The following is an 18,633-nucleotide window of genomic DNA, read 5'->3' on the forward strand; positions in this document are numbered from 1 at the left end:
TGTCAGTCTGTTTTGGCCCCGGGGTGACGGCTAGGAGTGGCCCCACTTTCTGACTTGCCGGGGCGGTTCTGACGGTTTGATCTGGCCCCACCCGAGCGTGTGTTTCGTGTTGCTTCAGGATGAGCGGGCCCGGCAGGGGTCGAAAGTGGAATTGTTCGCGGATATCCGGCGTGCCTCGCGCGTTGACGGGCTATCGGTGCGCGCGTTGGCAGACAGGTTCGGGGTGCACCGTCGCACGGTGCGGCAGGCGCTGGCGTCGCCGGTTCCGCCGCAGCGGAAGACTCCGACTCGGATGTCGCCTCGGCTGGGGCCGTACAAGGCGGTGATCGACGCGATGCTCACGCAGGATCTGGACGCTCCTCGCAAGCAGCGGCACACGGCGACAAGGGTTCTCGCGCGGCTGGTCGACGAGCACGAAGCGACGGGACTGTCCTACTCGACGGTCCGCGACTACGTGCGCGTACGTCGTGCTCAGATCGACGCCGCCGCCGGGCGCCGCGTCGAGGTGTTCGTCCCGCAGGAGCACGCACCTGGTGAGGAAGCCGAAGTCGATTTCGGCGAGGTCTGGGTGATCCTGGCCGGGGTGAAGACGAAGTGCCACATGTTCACGTTCCGGCTCTCGCACTCGGGGAAGGCGGTGCACCGGGTGTACTCGACGCAATCGCAGGAAGCGTTCCTCGAGGGACACATCGACGCGTTCGACGAGATCGGTGGGATCCCGACCCTGCACATCCGATATGACAACCTCACGGCCGCGGTGCAGACGGTGCTGTACGGGAAGGGCCGTAGTCGGATAGAGAACGACCGGTGGGTGCTGTTCCGCTCGCATTACGGGTTCGACTCGTTCTACTGCCAGCCCGGGATCGATGGCGCCCATGAGAAGGGCGGCGTCGAAGGCGAAGTCGGTCGGTTTCGTCGCACCTGGCTTTCTCCGATGCCGGTCATCGACTCGCTCGCCGAGTTGAACGAGCAGATCCGCCGGTGGGACGCGCGCGACAACGAGCGGCGTATCAACACCCGGATCCGCACTGTCGGGCAAGACTTCACCGACGAACAAGCACGCCTTGCGTCATTGCCAGGCGAGCTGTTCGACCCTGGCCTGGTGCTCTACCCGCGGGTAGACCGTTCGAGCCTGATCACCGTGCGGATGGCGAGGTACTCCGTGCCCGCCCGTCTGATCGGGCGAAAGGTGCGCGTCTCGTTGCGGGCGTCTGAACTTGTGGTGTTCGATGGCCACGCCGAGGTCGCTCGGCACGAGCGGGTCGTGGCCCGCGGCGGCGAATCGATCAACCTCGACCACTACCTCGAGGTCCTCAGACGCAAGCCCGGCGCGTTGCCCGGATCCACCGCGCTGGCCCGTGCACGCGAAGCCGGCGTGTTCACGACAACGCATGACGCGTTCTGGCAGCAAGCGCGGAAGGTCGACGGCGACAGCGCCGGCACAAGGGCGCTGATCGACGTGCTCCTGCTCCACAGGACCATGCGAACCGTTGACGTGATCGCAGGGATCCGTGCCGCGCTCACGGTCGGGGCGGTGTCTGCCGACGTCGTCGCGGTCGAAGCCCGCCTGCACGCGGCCGGGCCCGAGTCAGACCGTCATCGCGTTGAACAACCGCGACGTGATGTGCAGCGAGTTTTCAGCCTCACCCAGCGTCGCCTCGCGGATCCGGCCGCGGTGATCGCCGGACTCCCAGCCGACCGGCGGCCGCTGCCATCCGTCGCCCACTACGACGAACTCCTCAGCCGACGTCCCGAACCGGAACCGCCGGTCACCGATAAGAGAGAAGGAATCACCGGAACATGACCACTCCCACCAACGTCACCACGACCCTGCGTCGACAGCGCGGGCTGACCGAAGAAGCCGCCGCGGCCGCCGTTGACCAAGCCTGCCGCAGGCTCCGCCTACCCACCATGCGGGCCGTGATGCACGAAGCGATCACGGCCGCGGAACGCGAGCAGCTGACCTACCAAGGCTTCCACGCCGAACTCCTCCTCGCCGAGTGCGACGACCGGGACCGAAGGTCCGTGGTCCGCCGCGTGTCCGCAGCCGGGTTCCCGAGGAACAAATGGCTCGGCGACTTCGACTACGACGCGAATCCGAACATCAACCCGGCGACGATCCATACCCTCGCGAACGGGGACTGGATCCGCCGCGGCGACCCGCTCTGCTTGATCGGGGACTCCGGCACCGGGAAGTCGCACCTGCTCATCGGCCTGGGCACCGCCGCAGCTGAGAAAGGCTTCCGCGTCCGATACACCCTCGCCACGAAGCTCGTGAACGAGCTCGTCGAAGCCGCCGACGAGAAACAGCTCACCCGTACCATCAACCGGTACGGCCGCGTCGACCTGCTCCTGATCGACGAGCTCGGCTACATGGAACTCGACCGGCGCGGCGCGGAACTCCTGTTCCAGGTCCTCACCGAGCGCGAAGAGAAGAACTCCGTCGCGATTGCATCCAACGAGTCAATCAGCGCTTGGACGAAGACCTTCACCGACCCGCGCCTGTGCGCGGCGATCGTGGACCGGCTCACGTTCAACGGCACCATCATCGAAACCGGCACCACCTCCTATCGCCTCAACTACACCCGTCAGCGGCAGTAGCGATCCGAAAGCCATTCAGAGGTAGCGGCAGATGGACTCCGGTGTGCAGGCTTCGGACGCCGTAGCGGCCGCGTGCGCTCGAAGCTCGGCAATGCTCCCTCGCAGGGCGTGCAGCTGCTCGAGCTGCTCGTCGATCTCCACGAGTCGGCGGTCAAGGAGGTCCCGCACATGCGCGCACGGCGAACGGCCCGCGTCGCGAACATCGAGGATCTCCGCGGCCTGCGCAAGGGTGAGGCCCGCCGCGCGGGCCCGGCCGATGAACGCGAGCCGTTGCACCGTCTCGTCGCCATAGCTGCGGTACCCGGCCGGTGTGCGCTCCGGCGGCGGCAGCAGTCCGCGCTCCTCGTAGTACCGCAGCGTCGACGGCCTCGTCCTCGCCTTCTCCGCGAGCTCTCCGATCCGCATTGTGACACCTCCACCAACGGGCTTGACCTTCAAGCATGCTTGAAGGTCCATTCTGACGGATGTGACCGCGCAAGCGGCCCGGTTCACCCGAGGAGGCATCATGACGCAGCACAGCGAGTTCGATCTTGCGGTGATCGGCACGGGCGGGGCGGCGATGTCCGCCGCGATCCACGCCCGACTCGAAGGGGCCAGCGTGGTCGCCATCGAACGCGGCACCCTCGGCGGTACGTGCGTGAACGTCGGCTGTGTGCCCTCGAAGACGCTCCTCGCCGCCGCGCACACCCGCCACGCCGCCCTCGCGAACCCGTTCCCCGGCGCCCCCACGTCCGCCGGCACTGTCGACCTCGGCGCCCTCGTGCGGCAGAAGGATGACCTCGTCGGCATGCTCCGCCAGACCAAGTACGCCGACATCGCCGCCGCCTACGGGTTCGACATCCTCCCCGGCGCCGCCACATTCACCGACCCGGCAACCCTCCTCATCGACGAACGACCGGTTCGTGCCAGGTCGTATCTCGTCGCCATCGGCGCCGAACCGCACGTCCCGGCCATCCCCGGGCTTGAGCACGTCGACTACCTCACCTCGACCACGGCAATGGAACTCACCGAGTTGCCCGCCTCGCTCGTAGTGATCGGCGGCGGCTTCGTCGGCCTCGAACAAGCCCAGCTCTTCGCCCGCCTCGGCGTGGCCGTCACCATCATTGGCCGGCTCGCCCCGCACGCCGAGCCCGAACTCTCCTCCGAACTCCGCAAGGCCTTCCTCTCCGAGGGAATCACCGTCGTAGGCGACCGCGCCGCCACGATCATCCAGGACGACGGCGTGGTGCGGGTGCGCACCCGCACCGGCAAGGCGGTCACCGGAGAACGCGTCCTCATCGCCACCGGACGCACACCACGCGCCAACGGGCTCGACCTCGCCGCGGCGGGCGTCGCGACCGACGACCGCGGCTTCATCATCGTCGACGAGCAGCAGCGGACCACGAACCCGGTCGTGTTCGCCGCCGGCGACGTCACCGACGTGCCCCAGTACGTGTACGTCGCCGCGATGGCCGGGAAGATCGCAGCCCGCAACGCCCTCGGCCACCACGAACAGGTCGACTACACCGGGCTGCCCTCCGTCCTGTTCACCGCGCCGCAGCTCGGCTCCGCCGGCATCACCGAAGCCGAAGCCATCGCCGCCGGATACCGGTGCGCCTGCCGATACCTGAGGCTGTCCGATGTGCCCCGAGCCATCACGAACCACAACACCCGCGGCGGCATCAAGATCGTCGCCGACGCGGACACCGGCAAAGTCCTCGGCGTCCATGCCCTCGCCGAAACCGCCGGCGAGATGATGCTCGCCGCGACCTACGCCATTAAAGCCGGATTCACCGTCACCCAACTCGCCGACACGTGGGCCCCGTACCTCACCATGGCCGAAGGCATCCGCCTCACCGCGAACCTCTTCCGCAACGAACTCCCCACCTCCTGCTGCGCCTGACAGCAGACAGCGCCCCACATCGAACCGACGCCTCGACGGGGCCACTTCAAAACGTCACCCCGGGGCCAGATCAGGTTGACAAAGTCAACTATGTTCTCGACCTCTGCGACGAGGTGATCGGGGTCCGCGGGGAGCGACAGGCGACGTTCCTGTGGCTTGTCGGTGACGTGTCGCCGACGACCGGACGGGCTCGCAGGCTCCCCGTCGACGGGTATTGGCCTGCGCTGGGGCTCGTCGTCGAGTTCCAGGAGAAGCAATACACCGTGGCCGTCCCGCTGTTCGACCGTCGCGCGACCGTCTCCGGTGTGCCTCGTGGCGAGCAGCGGCGGCTCTACGACCAGCGAAAGGCGGAGATCCTGCCGCAGCAGGGTATCCGGCTCGTCGTGATCCACAAGTCGGAGTTCACGACCAAGGCCGACAGGATCGTGCGCGATCATGAGCGCGACATCGCCGTCGTCCGCGCCCGCCTTGTCTGACCTCGGAAGCCCGCCATGACCGGTACACGTCTGGCACATCGAGGCTGACCCCGCCTGACGGCGGGCTCAGCGGCTCACCTCTTCTTTGACGAGAGAGGCGGTGCCGGGTGTCGGTTTCGATGCGGGTCATGGATGCGGGGGACGGCTACAAGTACCTGCTGCGCACCGTGGCATCCGCCGACGGCGAGCGGGCGCTCTCGACTCCGCTGACCCGTTACTACGCAGAGCAGGGCACTCCACCCGGCTGCTGGATGGGCGGCGGCCTTGCCGCGCTCGGGAACGGCGAGATCCACGAAGGTGCGCAGGTGTCCGAGGCGCAGCTCCAGCTCCTGCTGGGTATGGGCCTTGACCCGGTGACGGGCGATCCGATGGGGAAGGCGTACCCGGTGTTCCCGGCCGTTGAGGATCGGATCGCCACGCGGCTCTCCCGGCTCGATCCGGCGCTGGGCGCGGCGGATCGCGCCGAGGCAGTCGCGGTGATCGAGACCGAGGAATCGGCGCGCAGGTCGCGGCGGGCGGTCGCGGGGTTTGACTTCACGTTCTCACTGCCGAAGTCCGCGTCGGTGCTGTGGGGTCTTGCGGACGCAGCGACTCAGGCGCAGTTCGCAGGGGCGCACCATGCGGCCGTTGCAGAGGTCGTTGCGTTCATGGAGCGGGAGGTTGCGGCGACACGCTCGGGCGCAACCACCCGCGACGGCGCTGTTGCGCAGGTCGAAGTGACGGGGCTGATCGCCACGGCGTTCGATCATTTCGATTCGCGGGCGGGTGATCCGCAGTTGCACACGCATGTAGTGGTGAGCAACAAGGTGCGCACTGTGTTCGACGGCAAGTGGCGGTCGCTGGACAGCCGGCCGCTGCACGCGGCGACCGTGGCGCTGAGCGAGCTGCACAACGCGGTCTTCGCCGACCACCTCACCCGCGCGCTCGGCGTGGGTTGGGAGCGGCGCGAGCGGGGAGCTGACCGCAATCCGGTGTGGGCGGTCGCCACGGTGCCGGAGGAGTTGGTCGCGGAGTTCTCGTCCCGGTCCCGGCACATCGACATCGAGAAGGACCGCCTGATCGCCGAGTACGAGATCGCGCACGGGCACGCGCCGTCGCGGGAGACGATCATCCGGCTGCGGCAGCAGGCGACGCTGGCAACCCGGCCCGACAAGGAAGTCCGCCCACTCGCCGACCTCGCCCAGGAGTGGCGCACCCGAGCGAGCCGACTGCTGGGCCGGGACGCAACCGAATGGGCGCGAGAAGCCGTCGCGGTCGAGCCCGCGAAGCTCCTGCGCGCGGAGGATGTGCCGCTGGAGCGGATCGCCAGGCTCGGCGCGTCGGTGGTCGCCGCGGTTGCCGAGAAGCGCACGACGTGGAGCCACTGGAATCTCTACGCCGAGGCCGCACGCCAGACGATGGGCTGGCGCTTCACCGCCACCGAGGACCGCGAGGCGATCACGGGGATGGTCACCGACGCCGCGGAGCAGGCGTCCATCCGGCTCACGCCGCCCGAGCTGGCCTCCAGCCCCGCCGCGTTCCAGCGCGCGGACGGGACGAGCATGTTCCGCCCCCGCAACACCGCCCGCTACAGCGGTGCCGCGGTGCTCGCCGCCGAGGACCGTCTGCTTGCACGCTCCCGCGAGCAGGTTGCACCGCGCCTGGCCGACGCAACCATCGCGCACGCGCTGCAACCCCACCGTGGGCGCACGCTCGGCGACGACCAGCGCGCCGCGCTCGCAGCGATTGCGTCGTCGGGTCGGGTACTCGACCTGCTCGTCGGCCCTGCGGGGGCGGGGAAGACCACCGCGCTGCGCGCGCTGCGGCGTGCGTGGGAGGCCGAGCACGGGCGCGGCGCGGTCGTCGGTCTGGCACCGTCCGCGGTCGCGGCCGAGGTGCTGGCCGGTGACCTCGGCATCCCGACGGAGAACACCGCGAAGTGGTGGCAGACCCACCGCGACCACGGCACCGGGTTCACCGCCGGGCAGCTCGTGATCGTGGACGAGGCATCCCTCGCCGGGACGCTCGCGCTCGACCGGCTCGTGCGCGTCGCAGCCGACGCCGGAGCGAAGGTGCTGCTCGTGGGCGATCCCGCGCAACTCCAGTCCGTCGACGCCGGGGGAGCGTTCGGGATGCTCGTCGCCGACCGTGCCGACGTGCCCGAGTTGACCGACGTGCGCCGCATCACCGCAGCCTGGGAGAAGGGTGCCACCCGCGATCTACGCAACGGCCGCATCGAAGCCATCGACACCTACCAGGCCCACGGTCGTATCCGGGCGGGCGAAACCGAGCGCATGGCCGACGCCGCCTACGCCGCCTGGCAGCGCGACCGCGCGTTGGGGCTGGCGAGCATCCTCATTGCCGAGTCGAGCGCGATGGTCACCACCCTGAACCGGCGCGCCCGCGCCGACCTCATCCTCGCCGGGCAGGTCGACGCGCGCGCCGAGGTGCGGCTGCACGACTGCACCGAGGCGTCCGTCGGGGACGCGATCATCACCCGCCGCAACGACCGTGAACTGCGCACCGGACGCGGCTGGGTGCGCAACGGCAGCCGGTGGACGATCACCGCCATCGGCATCGACGGGTCGCTACGAGTGCGGCCTGCCGGGCGACGCGGAGGCGCGACGCTGCGACTCCCTGCCGGATACGTCGCCGAGCATGTCGAACTCGGCTACGCGGTCACCGCATACCGGGCGCAAGGAGTCACGGTCGACACCGGACACACGCTCATCGAGCCCGGCGCGACCCGCGAGAACTTCTACGTCGCCATGACCCGTGGCAAGGCCGGGAACTTCGCCTATGTCTCCCTCAACCGCCCCGATGATGACCACATTCACCCGCCCGCTCAGGACACCCTCGTGGTCGCGGCGCGCAAGGTGCTCGCCGGGGTGCTCCAGCACGTCGGCGCGGAACTCTCCGCCCGCCAGACGATCGCCGCCGAGCAGGATGTGTGGGGCTCGGTCGCGCAACTCGCCGCCGAATACGAGACCATCGCCGCCGCCGCGCAACAGCCACGGTGGGAGGCTCTGCTGCGAAGGACGCGGCTCACCGAGGCCGAGGCATCCGCAGCAATCGACTCGACCGCGTTCGGCGTGCTCAGCGCAGAGCTGCGCCGAGCCGAAGCCGACGGCTACGATGCCGAGCGCCTTCTGAGCGCTCTCGTCGCTTCTCGTCCGCTCAATGACGCGGGCGATGTGGCCGCGGTGCTCCACGAGCGGGTGATCCGCGCCCTGGAGCACACGAACGGCGCGGGGCGCGTGCGCCAGCCCGCCACGCCCATCGCCGGAGTCGTCACTCCCGCGCTCGGCCCGATGGACGACGATATGCGCAGCGCACTCCGTGAACGTGCCGCGCTCATCGAGCAGCGAGCAGACGCGCTCGTCACCGAGGCCGTCGAGTCCTCGGGGGAGTGGATCTCGGGACTCGGGATGGAACCCTCTGATCCGCAGCTCGCCGCACTTTGGCGACGCGAGGCACGCACCGTCGCGGCCTATCGCGACAAGTACGGCATCGCCGTGGCCAGGGGGCTCGGCCTTGTCGGCGATGATGCTTCGCAACGCGCAGACGCGGCACGAGCACGCGCCGCGACCCTTCGCGCGCAACAGCTCGCGGTACGCGCGGCAGAACCTGGACCGACCACCCGCAGTCTCAGGGTCGCTGGGCCGCGCCTGTAAGGGCAGAACGGGCATGCTCAGCGACTGCTCATTGCGAGCCGACATGCCACTGGGCTGGAGTGCGCGCCAGACGCGGGGCTCCTTACTTGGCGCTCTCGCGACTCCCGCCGCATCCCTTCCGCGTCTCGCGGGTCGGGCGTACCCTGATCTTGAGGTAGTAGCCACGATTTCTAGGTCGCTTTCGACGGTCCCTCGGGACACTCACCACATGATCTACCTCCTCGGCGGAGCTACGCACCCTCTCGGGAGGCGGACATCGTGTTCCGACTGCTCTGGAATCTCAGCATCCGAGTTCGGCTGTTCCTGCGGACGTACATGCCGACGAACATCCTGCTCGACGCGCTGCACACGCGCCGCGGCCCGAAGTGGGGCGTGCCCGCCATGCTCATCGCCGTGCTGTACCTGCTCGGCGCGTGGCTGCTGACGGTGTGGATCGCCGACGGCGGGCCGGGCTGGCTGAACCTGGTCGTGCTGCTGTTCATCTGGAACGCGCTGAAGTTCCTCGTCAACGGCCCGATCACCCTCATCATCCTGATCCGGGCTCGCCGCGCCGAGCGGCGCCAAGCCTTCGAGCAGAAGTCGGCGGCTTACGCGATGGGCGGGCCTCCTCCGGTGCTCGCCTCTACGAGAGGCTGACAAGCCCCGCTGTCGCGCCTCTCATACCGCAGGCCGCGCGAAAGGGGGGAGGGAGCGACCGAGGCGCTACCGCGCTAGCGCGCCGATTAGCCGACTCCGGCTGTTCGTTGGACGCCGTCAGGCGCAAGAAGCACCGACGCGTGGAAGGTTCGGAGTTGGCATCGACGGGGGGCCACTCATGGCACATAGAATCCGACGACGATGACGATTGAGCACTTTCTGGGGGCTACGGATGACCGTCGTGCTGGTGCTGAACGCGGGCTCCTCCTCGATCAAGTGGCGGCTGGTCGACGGGCAGTCCGGAACGGCAATCCGGGGCGGCACCGTGGAACGGCTCGGTCACGATGCCTCCGAGGGAACGGGGCACGGTGCCGCGATCCGGGATCTGCTTGCCGAGCTGCGCCATGAACCTGTCGGCGTCATCGGTCACCGGGTGGTGCACGGCGGCAGCCGGTTCGATTCCGCGACGCTGATCACCGACGAGGTGGAGCAGCAGATCGACGATCTCGCCGCCTTGGCGCCGCTGCACAACCCAGTCAATCTCGCGGGCATCCGCGCCGCCCGCGCCGTGTTCCCCGGCGTCCCGAACGTGGCGGTGTTCGATACCGCGTTCCACCGCACCCTGCGCCCGGCAGCCACCGCCTATGCGCTGCCGCCGGAGCTCGTCCGGCAGCATCGGATCCGCCGGTACGGGTTCCACGGCATCTCCTACCAATACGTCTCCGCCCGGGCGGCCGAGCGGCTGGGGCGGCCGCTGTCGGAGCTGCGGCTGATCGTCTTCCATCTGGGGAACGGCGCCTCCGCCTGCGCGATCGCCGGCGGGCGGTCCGTGGACACCTCGATGGGCATGACGCCCTTGGCAGGACTCGTCATGGGCACCCGCGCCGGCGACCTCGATCCCGGAGTGCTCATCGCCCTCGGCCGAGCGGGCCTCGGATGGGACGAGCTTGAGGAGCTGCTGACCCGCGAGAGCGGCTTGCGCGCTTTGGCCGGCACCGAGGACATGCGCGACATCCACGCGGCTGCGGTCGCCGGCGATCCCGCCGCGACTGCGGCGCTGGAGGTCTACCACTACCGGCTGCGGCACTACCTCGGCGCCTACCTCGGCCAGCTCGGCGGCGCCGACGCGATCGTGTTCACCGGCGGTGTCGGCGAGAATGCCCCGGCGACCCGCGCCGCCGCCGTCTCCGGCATGGAGCGTCTCGGGATTCGCCTCGACGACGAGCGCAACCGCGCGACGGCGGGGCGGGAGGCGCGGACGGTCTCCGACTCCCGCTCCCCGACCGCCGTCCTGGTCGTGCCCACAAACGAGGAGCTCGAGATCGCCCGGCAGTCTCTAGCCGCGGTGACTCGGCCCGACGCTGATCCAGCAGGGCCGGTCTAGTTCCCGAGCCGCTGCAGGATGTCCTTCATCTGATCGATTTCTTGTTGCTGGGACTCGACGATCTCGCCGCAGAGGTCTTTGATCTCCAGGTCGGTGATGTTCGACTGTTCGCAGAGCAGGATGGCTCGGGAGTGGTGGGGGATCATCGAGTCCAGGAACTGCTGGTTTCCCACGAACGTCGCGGCCCTTCCCATGAAGAACGCGCCGACCGTGAGCAGGGCGAATGCGACGATGAGCCCGATGTTGAGCGGCTTGTTCGGGAACATGCGCCACATGATCGCGATCATGATGATGCCCATCGGGAACACCATCATCAGGGCCATGTAGAGGTTGCTGATGTTCAGGTAGAGATCGCCGACGACGTTGATCAGTGCGAACGTGAAGAAGTACATCACCACCAGGCTCAGGGCCAGCGCGATGAGCAGGCGCAGGTAGCTCTTCGCACCGCCGGTGTGCGAGGCCCGTTCGTGCGGGGTGTGGTCGCTCACAGCAGGCCGAGCAGCTTCTCGCAGGCCTGCTCGCAGGTCCGGCAGGCTTCCGCGCACACCCGGCAGTGCTCGTGCATGCCGGCGTGCTGTTCGCATTCGTCGGCGCAGGCCGTGCACGCGGTGCGGCAGGCTTCCAGGGTGGCTCGCGTGACGTTCGCGTCGTAGCCGGTGCGCCGCGACAGGATGCGACCGGTTGTCTCGCATAGGTCCGCGCAGTCGAGGTTGGTCCTCACACACTTGGTGAGGTCGGCGATCATGTCCTCGCTCAAACAGGCGTCGGCGCACGCGCTGCACGCCTGGGCGCAGTCGACGCAGGCCTGAATGCAGGCCAGTAGTGCCGCCTGATCGAGGTCTCCCAGATCCTTCGGGTGGGTCCGGAGCATCTGATCCGCGATGGTCATCTCAGTCCTCCTTCTCGTCGGCCCGTATCGGGTCGGTTGCGAAGAACCGTAGGCCGGGCGGCAGCGGTCGACGACCGGCTTGCATACGCTAGGGGGGTATGTTATGAGGAGTCCTGCCTTCCACACCCGGGCAGTAGGCGCCCGGGAGCGGCGACCGGCGCTAGAGCCGGTCGAGGATGAAGTCGACCCGCTCCTGCGCCCCGAGCACTGGGACGTGCACGATCGGGAACGGCAGCGCCGCGTATACCTCGGTGAGCAGGTGATGGATCCGCTGCTGGGCGGCGGTGTCCTCGGTGCGGGCGTAGTCCGGCGCCAGCGGCAGCAGGTCCAGGATGAACGTCGTGCGGTAGTCCACCTGCTCGAGCGCGGCCACCAGGATCGGGTCGGGTTCGAGCTGCAGGAAGCGGTAGTAGGCCAGCGAGTCTGGGATGGCCCGGTCCAGAAACACCGTCGTGGCGGGATCGAGGGCGGCTTCCTCGGCGAGCTGCATGTCCAGCACGCCGCGCTGGAACTCGCGCTGCTTGGCGCGGACCTCCTCGACGGTTCGCCCCTCGATGCGCTGGAGATCGATGTAGTGGCGGGCGTGCTCGATGGTGGTGGTGTAGCCGCGGTCGCGTAGCAGGTTCACGGTCGTGGTCTTGCCCGAGCTAGGCCCACCGGTGATGACGTACCAGTTAGTCACGTTCGCCCTTTCAATTTGCGTTCTCCGGGAATATTTGGACTGACATGTACCCTATACCCCTAGTAGGTATATGGTCAGGTAGGAGGTGGTCGGAATGGCACACGGATACGTGGATGACAAGCAGGCGCTGCTGGCGCGGTTGCGTCGTGCGGAGGGTCAGGTGCGCGGGATCGCGCGGATGGTCGATGAGGACGTGTACTGCATCGACATCCTCACCCAGGTCTCCGCGGTGACGAAGGCGCTGGAGTCGGTCGCGCTGACCCTGCTCGAGGATCACCTCGGGCACTGCGTCGCCCAGGCGACCGCCGAGGGTGGCCCCGTCGCGGAGGAGAAGCTGCGTGAGGCGAACGCCGCGATCGCGCGGCTGGTCCGCTCCTAAACATTCGTCCCCACAAACATTCATTCAATGCTCGCGAAGGGAGCACATCATGACCGGACAGGGATTCCAGGACCTCGGACTGCAGGCGACTAGCGGCGGCGGTTGCGCGTGTTGCAGCCCGACCACGCACGGCACCGCGGCGAAGGCCGAGGCTGCACCGCCGGCTCAGCCTGGGGTGGGTGGCGTGTCGGCGCAGTTCCTGGTGGAAGGGATGACCTGCTCGCATTGCGTGCGCAGTGTGACCGAGGAGGTCTCCGCCATCGACGGCGTCTCCGGCGTCGAGGTCGATCTGCACGCGGGCGGCGTCTCGACGGTGACCGTGTCCAGCACCGCCCCGGTGGACGCTGCCCGCGTGAGGGAGGCGGTCGAGGAGGCCGGATACAGCCTCGCCAGCGCGTCATGAGTACGGCTACGGATGTCGATCTCGACATCACCGGGATGACGTGCGCGTCGTGCGCGACGCGGGTCGAGCGGAAGCTGAACAAGCTGCCCGGGGTGGAGGCGACCGTCAACTTCGCCACCGAGAAGGCCCGTGTCCACGCCGAGTCCCCGGTGGCGGTGGAGGAGCTGATCGCGGCCATCGAGCAGGCGGGGTACGGGGCGACCGTTCCTGCCCCACCCGCCACCGACCCCGTCGAGGGGCAAGCTGGTGCGCCTCGCGATGAGGAGCTGCTGTCGTTGCGGCAGCGGCTAATCATCTCGACGCTTCTGGCGGTGCCCGTCGGGGTGCTGTCGATGATCCCTGCGCTGCAGTTCACCTCCTGGCAGTGGCTCGCCCTGACCCTCGCCGCCCCCGTGGTGGTGTGGGGGGCATGGCCGTTCCACCGGGCCGCGGCGATCAACGCCCGCCACGGCGCGGCCACGATGGACACCCTGATCAGCGTCGGCGTGCTGGCCGCGTTCGGCTGGTCGCTGTATGCGCTGTTCTTCGGCGGCGCCGGGATGCCAGGGATGCGGATGAGCGTCACCTTCGTCGGCACCCCGCAGTCCGGCGGTCACGAGGTATACCTGGAGGTCGCCGCGCTGGTGACCGTGTTCATCCTGCTCGGCCGCTACCTCGAGGTCCGCGCCAAGCGGCAGTCCGGGGAAGCGCTTCGAGCCCTGCTCGAGCTCGGCGCGAAGGACGCGGTGGTCCTCCGGACAGGCGTCGAGCAGCGCATCCCCGTCGGCCAGCTCGTCCCCGGCGACCGCGTCGTGGTGCGGCCGGGCGAGAAGATCCCCGCCGACGGCCTGGTCGCCGAGGGCGTCTCGGCGGTGGACGAGTCGATGCTCACCGGCGAGTCCGTGCCGGTGGAAGTCGGCCCCGGCTCCCGCGTCGTCGGCGCGACCGTGAACACCGGCGGTCGCCTGCTGGTGGAGATCACCCGCGTCGGAGCGGACACCGAGCTGGCCCGGATGGCCCGGCTGGTCGAGGAGGCGCAGACCGGCAAGGCGCAGGTGCAGCGCCTCGCCGATCGGGTCTCGGCGATCTTCGTGCCCGTCGTCATCGTCCTCTCGTTGGCCGCGTTCGCCGGCTGGCTGATCGCCGGAGCCGGGCTGGAGGTCGCCTTCACCGCCGCGGTGACGACCCTGATCATCGCGTGCCCGTGCGCGCTCGGGCTGGCGACGCCGACCGCGTTGCTGGTGGGAACCGGCCGCGGCGCGCAGCTGGGCATCCTGATCCGCGGACCGCAGGTGCTGGAGCAGACCCGCCGCATCGACACCGTCGTGCTGGACAAGACCGGCACGGTCACCGCCGGCACCATGACCGTCACCGGCATCCACCCCGCCGAAGGCACCGACCCGGCGGAACTGCTCCGAGTCGCCGCCGCGCTGGAGCACGGCTCAGAGCACCCCATCGGCCGCGCCATCACCGCCGCCGCGACCGTTGCGGCAGGCGCGGTGGAGTCCTTCTCCGCCGAAGCCGGTCAGGGCGTGCACGGCATCGTCGAGGGCCGGATGGTCGCTGCCGGCCGCGCCTCGTGGATCACGACGCGATGGGCCATCCCGGTCCCCGAGGAGCTCGCCGCGACGATCGCGGCGGACGAATCGGCGGGAGCGACCGTGACGGTGGTGGCGTGGGACGGGCAGATGCGCGGCACGATCAGCGTCGCCGACACCGTCAAGCCCACAAGCCCCGAGGCGATCGCCCGACTCCGGGAGCTCGGGTTGACCCCGATCCTGCTCACCGGCGACAACCCCGGCGCCGCCCGCGCGATCGCCGACCAGGCCGGGATCGAGGACGTCCGTGCCGGGGTCACCCCGCAGGGCAAGCTCGACACCATCCGCGACCTGCAGGCCGCGGGCCGGGTGGTCGCGATGGTCGGCGACGGCGTGAACGACGCCGCAGCCCCCGCCGCGGACCTCGGCATCGCGATGGGCACCGGCACCGATGCGGCCATCACCGCCGCGGACCTGACCATCGTCTCCGGCGACCTGATGCTGGTCCCGGATGCGATCCGGCTGGCCCGCCGCACCCTGGGCACGATCAAGGGGAACCTGTTCTGGGCGTTCGCGTACAACGTCGCCGCGATCCCGGTCGCGATGCTCGCCCTGCTCAACCCCATCCTCGCCGGCGCCGCTATGGCGTTCAGCAGCGTGTTCGTGGTCACCAACAGCCTCCGGCTGCGCCGCTTCCGCCCCCTGTCCGTCCCGACCCCCAGCGCAGCCCCGGTCTCGCGGGAGCCCGCCCCGATCCGGGCCTGACCCATCGCTCAAGAAGGAGAAGACATCATGTCCCACGACCACGATCACTCGGGGCGCGACCACACGGATGACCACGCTCACGAGCATGCTCACGGAGCGCAGAATCACAGCGCGCACGAGCATCACCATCACGAGCCTCCGGCGGGGGCAACGAACCTGGTGACCTGTCCGGTGATGCCCGGCAACCGGGTCGATCCGGCGTGGGCCGAGCAACGCGGCCTGTTCCGGGACTACGAGGGCGCCCGCTACTGGTTCTGCTGCCCCGAGTGCGGTCCGCTGTTCGACGCCGACCCGGCCCGCTACGCCCACGCCGCCTGACTGACGACGGCGACAGAACGGAGCGCACGGTGGACACCGCGGTTGGATTGGTGCAAGCGTACTTGCGGGTAAACGGATACTTCACCGTCGCCGAGTACCCGGTGCTGGACGCGGCCGGTGCCGACAGGCCCCGCACCGTCACCGACCTGGACATCCTCGCGATCCGGCTCAACCGCGCACCCGGCGACGATCCGGACCCTGCGCTCGGCGCCCGGCCGGGCATGCCGGACATGATCGTGGGCGAGGTCAAGGAAGGCGCCCCTAAACTCAACCCGGCTATGCGCGACCCCGCTGTGCTGGAAGCCGCCTTCGCGCGGTTCGGCTGCTGCTCACCCGCCGACGCGCCCGCCCTCGTGCAAGAGCTGCTCACGGTCGGGCAGGTCACCGCCCCGGAAGGTCACCTGATTCGCGCCGTCGCGTTCGGCAATACCGCGAATCCAGCCCAATCGGCCTCGTGGCACACCGTCGCCCTCGCGCACGTCCTCGACTACCTCCGTCGCCACCTGGACCGCAACTGGGCGGCCGTCGGACGCACCCAGATCAAAGACGACACCCTCGGGCTGCTCGCACTGATCGAGAAGTCCCATCGCAGCGGGGCCGGCCTACGATGACCGAGCGCCCGACACGTGCCATCCAGGATCTTCGCCCGCACCGCGGCCCGGTTCAGTCGACTCGGCTGGTCACGACGCTCGCGCGTCGCCTCAGGTGCGCGCCGATCAGAATCCGGCGCGCCCGGAGTAACCTGGATGCGGGAAGGAGGTCGGCGGTGAACCACATCCGAGCTCTCGTGCACGCCCGGTCCGGGCTGCACCGGCTCCTGCTGACCTTCACCACCGCCCTTCTGCTGATCGGCGGCCTGCTGGCCATGCATACACTCACCGGCACCCTCTTGGGCGGGCATTCCGACACGACGGCGACCGCGTTCGAATCCGCCCATGTGGACGCCGGCACCGACATGAGCGCCGTCACCGCGACCGAGACCACGCCCGGCATGAACTCCGAAGCTGCTGCCGGTCATTGCGCAGGCGACTGTGGCGGCTCGGGCGGAGTGCCGGATCACTCGATGCTGACGATGGTGTGCGCGCTAGCACTGCTAGCCGCCGCCATCGTGCTGCTGGCGCCGGTCCTGCTGGCTCGCCTCGGCGTCGCCCTCGCCCTGCTGCGACTCCACGGACGCATTGTCCTGGCCGCGCTGCCGCACCCGCGACCACCCTCTCTCCTCGTCCTGTCCATCAGTCGAACCTGATTCCCCGCCCGTGCCGGCGCGACCGCGTGCCGGACGGTTCTCTCGCCGTGCCCACCCCGGGCGGGCGGAATCAGCTCACCCGTTTCGACTGACAGATAAGGACCCCTCTCATGCGTTTCCGTACCCTCGCGCTGACCACCGGCGCTCTCGCCATCGCGCTCGTGCTCGCCGGCTGCGCCCCCACGGGCAGCTCTATGCCCGGCATGGATCACGGCCCCGGCGGCATGACCAGCACGACACCCGACACCACCGAGGAAGCGTCGTTCAACTCGGCGGACGAGATGTTCGTGACGATGATGATCCCCCACCACGAGCAGGCCATCCAGATGGCCGATCAGATCCTGGCCAAGGACGGCATCGACGAGCGGGTCGTGGCCCTCGCCGAGCAGATCAAGGCCGCTCAGGATCCCGAGATCCAGACCATGAAGGGCTGGCTCGAGGACTGGGGCATCCCCTACGACGACTCCATGTCCGGCATCGGCGGCATGGAGGGCATGGACCACGGCGACGGGATGATGTCCGAGGAGGACATGGCGGCCCTCGATGCCGCTACCGGTGTCGAGGCGACCCGCCTGTTTCTGGAGGGCATGATCACCCACCACCAGGGCGCGGTCATGATGGCCGAGATGGTGCTCGACAACGGGCAGAACCCGGATGTCGCCGCGCTGGCGCAGCAGATCATCGACGGGCAGACCGACGAGATCACCACGATGCAGGACATCCTCGCCACCCTCTGACCCCCCCCGGCCCCTCGGGCGGAGCCGATACCAAGCCGGCTCCGCCCGAGCCCCGGCGACCCGCCAGGCCATCGCTTCCAGGAACCGGCAGCGTGACCCGTCGAAAGGCCCCCGTCATGACGTCCCGCACCCTGGCCGCCTCCCTGGTGGCCATCCTCCTCGCCCTGATCATCCTGTCCGTGGCGACTGTTCTCTTCATCGGAGCCATCGCATGAGAAGCCAAACCATCACCGTCGCCGCGGCGGCAATCGTCGCCGTCGGGCTCCTCCTGGCCGGCTGCGCGGGCTCTACCGCCCCGGCGCCCGCACCGACCGAGCCTGCGTTCGGGCATGTGCACGGCATCATCGACCTCGGTGAGGGCACCGTGCTGCTCGGCGCGCACACGGGCCTGTACACGCTCACTGCCGCCGGCGTGCTCGCAGGCCCGGTGGGAGGCAACGACTTCGACGCGATGGGCCTCACCGCCCACGGCGACACGCTCTACGCATCCGGGCACCCGGGACCGGCCACGCCGACCGAGCTCGGTGAGCACAACCTCGGCATCGTCCGCAGCATCGACGCCGGCGCCACCTGGGAGCCGGTCGCCTTCACCGGGCAGGAAGACTTCCACGTCCTCACCGCCACCGCCGAGGCGATCTACGGGATCGGGTCCAGCTCGATCACCGTGCGCACCAGCCCCGACGGCGGAACCACCTGGGTCGACGGCGCCAATCTGCCTGCCGTCGACCTTGCCGCCACACTCGACGGCGCCCTCTACGCGGCGACGCAGGATGGGGTCCAGGAGAGCCGCGATGCCGGAGCCACCTTCGCCCCTGTCCCCGACGCGCCGCTGCTGTACCTGCTGGAGTCTGATCCGGCGGGCGGGCTGGTCGGCGTCGACACTGACGGCGCCCTCTGGCGCCTCAACGGCGCCGGCTGGGAGAGGTCCGGAACGGCCAGCGGCACCGTCCAGGCGCTCGGCACCACCGCCGACGGCGCGATCGTGCTCGTCGACGACCGCGGCGTCGTGTGGATGCGCGGCACCGAAGCCACCGTGGTCCTCCCGTCAGGAGCACGATCATGAAC

The 18,633-nt window shown here is 69.2% G+C and carries 19 protein-coding genes; 15 read left to right on the plus strand and 4 right to left on the minus strand.

What is annotated here, in order from left to right; all coding sequences use genetic code 11:
- The first annotated feature begins 109 nt into the window (after window positions 1-109).
- Complete coding sequence (istA, locus tag ACQVDU_RS03600) at window positions 110-1,804, plus strand: IS21 family transposase (RefSeq protein ID WP_138176056.1); 1,695 nt, start codon at window positions 110-112, stop codon at window positions 1,802-1,804.
- Window positions 1,801-2,601 carry an IS21-like element helper ATPase IstB gene (istB, locus tag ACQVDU_RS03605; RefSeq protein ID WP_443476263.1) on the plus strand — a complete coding sequence of 267 codons (801 nt, stop codon included), beginning with the start codon at window positions 1,801-1,803 and terminating at the stop codon, window positions 2,599-2,601. Before istA ends, istB begins: the two co-directional genes overlap by 4 nt.
- A 15-nt stretch (window positions 2,602-2,616) precedes the next feature.
- Here the strand turns inward: istB and ACQVDU_RS03610 are convergent, their stop codons facing one another.
- Window positions 2,617-3,006, minus strand: a complete 390-nt coding sequence (locus ACQVDU_RS03610; RefSeq protein WP_138176040.1) for a heavy metal-responsive transcriptional regulator — start codon at window positions 3,004-3,006, stop codon at window positions 2,617-2,619.
- Between the two features lie 100 nt (window positions 3,007-3,106).
- Here ACQVDU_RS03610 and merA point away from each other — a divergent pair, with 100 nt between their 5' ends.
- From merA to ACQVDU_RS03635, 5 genes are all read left to right on the plus strand, one after another.
- Window positions 3,107-4,483 carry a mercury(II) reductase gene (merA, locus tag ACQVDU_RS03615; RefSeq protein WP_138176038.1) on the plus strand — a complete coding sequence of 459 codons (1,377 nt, stop codon included), beginning with the start codon at window positions 3,107-3,109 and terminating at the stop codon, window positions 4,481-4,483.
- Window positions 4,484-4,596: 113 nt separating this feature from the next.
- Window positions 4,597-4,959 (plus strand): hypothetical protein, encoded by a 363-nt coding sequence (locus tag ACQVDU_RS03620; protein WP_300591503.1) that lies wholly within the window; start codon window positions 4,597-4,599, stop codon window positions 4,957-4,959.
- A gap of 119 nt (window positions 4,960-5,078) precedes the next feature.
- Window positions 5,079-8,612, plus strand: coding sequence for a MobF family relaxase (mobF, locus tag ACQVDU_RS03625; RefSeq protein ID WP_443476392.1), 3,534 nt, complete (start codon window positions 5,079-5,081; stop codon window positions 8,610-8,612).
- Window positions 8,613-8,870: 258 nt separating this feature from the next.
- A complete protein-coding gene (locus ACQVDU_RS03630; RefSeq protein WP_300591501.1) occupies window positions 8,871-9,248 on the plus strand; it encodes a sulfate permease in 378 nt (125 codons plus the stop codon).
- Between the two features lie 232 nt (window positions 9,249-9,480).
- Window positions 9,481-10,632, plus strand: coding sequence for an acetate/propionate family kinase (locus ACQVDU_RS03635; RefSeq protein ID WP_292711164.1), 1,152 nt, complete (start codon window positions 9,481-9,483; stop codon window positions 10,630-10,632).
- Here the strand turns inward: ACQVDU_RS03635 and ACQVDU_RS03640 are convergent.
- The 3 genes from ACQVDU_RS03640 to ACQVDU_RS03650 all read right to left on the minus strand — a co-directional run bounded on the left by ACQVDU_RS03640 (window position 10,629) and on the right by ACQVDU_RS03650 (window position 12,203).
- Window positions 10,629-11,120 (minus strand): DUF305 domain-containing protein, encoded by a 492-nt coding sequence (locus ACQVDU_RS03640; protein WP_252370853.1) that lies wholly within the window; start codon window positions 11,118-11,120, stop codon window positions 10,629-10,631. The genes ACQVDU_RS03635 and ACQVDU_RS03640 overlap by 4 nt on opposite strands.
- A complete protein-coding gene (locus tag ACQVDU_RS03645) occupies window positions 11,117-11,521 on the minus strand; it encodes a four-helix bundle copper-binding protein (RefSeq protein ID WP_292710973.1) in 405 nt (134 codons plus the stop codon). The genes ACQVDU_RS03640 and ACQVDU_RS03645 overlap by 4 nt, the downstream gene beginning before the upstream one ends.
- Before the next feature lie 160 nt (window positions 11,522-11,681).
- The gene (locus ACQVDU_RS03650) at window positions 11,682-12,203 is read right to left on the minus strand and encodes an AAA family ATPase (protein WP_228162877.1); all 522 of its coding nucleotides are present in this window, start codon (window positions 12,201-12,203) and stop codon (window positions 11,682-11,684) included.
- A gap of 94 nt (window positions 12,204-12,297) precedes the next feature.
- Here ACQVDU_RS03650 and ACQVDU_RS03655 point away from each other — a divergent pair, with 94 nt between their 5' ends.
- The 8 genes from ACQVDU_RS03655 to ACQVDU_RS03690 all read left to right on the plus strand — a co-directional run bounded on the left by ACQVDU_RS03655 (window position 12,298) and on the right by ACQVDU_RS03690 (window position 18,631).
- A complete protein-coding gene (locus tag ACQVDU_RS03655; RefSeq protein WP_045246014.1) occupies window positions 12,298-12,582 on the plus strand; it encodes a metal-sensitive transcriptional regulator in 285 nt (94 codons plus the stop codon).
- Window positions 12,583-12,631: 49 nt separating this feature from the next.
- Complete coding sequence (locus tag ACQVDU_RS03660) at window positions 12,632-12,985, plus strand: heavy-metal-associated domain-containing protein (RefSeq protein WP_138172298.1); 354 nt, start codon at window positions 12,632-12,634, stop codon at window positions 12,983-12,985.
- Window positions 12,982-15,267: a heavy metal translocating P-type ATPase gene (locus ACQVDU_RS03665; RefSeq protein ID WP_443476264.1), complete on the plus strand. Its 2,286-nt coding sequence runs from the start codon at window positions 12,982-12,984 to the stop codon at window positions 15,265-15,267. The genes ACQVDU_RS03660 and ACQVDU_RS03665 overlap by 4 nt, the downstream gene beginning before the upstream one ends.
- Window positions 15,268-15,294: 27 nt before the next feature.
- Entirely contained in the window at window positions 15,295-15,585 is a 291-nt protein-coding gene (locus ACQVDU_RS03670; protein ID WP_366945417.1) for a YHS domain-containing protein, read from the plus strand.
- Window positions 15,586-15,614: 29 nt separating this feature from the next.
- On the plus strand, window positions 15,615-16,196 hold the full coding sequence (locus ACQVDU_RS03675; protein WP_138178304.1) for a hypothetical protein: 582 nt from the start codon (window positions 15,615-15,617) through the stop codon (window positions 16,194-16,196).
- A gap of 155 nt (window positions 16,197-16,351) precedes the next feature.
- The gene (locus ACQVDU_RS03680) at window positions 16,352-16,831 is read left to right on the plus strand and encodes a DUF6153 family protein (protein ID WP_300591617.1); all 480 of its coding nucleotides are present in this window, start codon (window positions 16,352-16,354) and stop codon (window positions 16,829-16,831) included.
- Between the two features lie 110 nt (window positions 16,832-16,941).
- Window positions 16,942-17,568, plus strand: a complete 627-nt coding sequence (locus tag ACQVDU_RS03685) for a DUF305 domain-containing protein (RefSeq protein WP_300591619.1) — start codon at window positions 16,942-16,944, stop codon at window positions 17,566-17,568.
- Between the two features lie 211 nt (window positions 17,569-17,779).
- A complete protein-coding gene (locus tag ACQVDU_RS03690; protein WP_292710992.1) occupies window positions 17,780-18,631 on the plus strand; it encodes a F510_1955 family glycosylhydrolase in 852 nt (283 codons plus the stop codon).
- The last annotated feature ends 2 nt before the right edge of the window (window positions 18,632-18,633 follow it).

Source organism: Microbacterium sp. F2 (genome assembly GCF_052274505.1).
Taxonomy (GTDB): domain Bacteria; phylum Actinomycetota; class Actinomycetes; order Actinomycetales; family Microbacteriaceae; genus Microbacterium.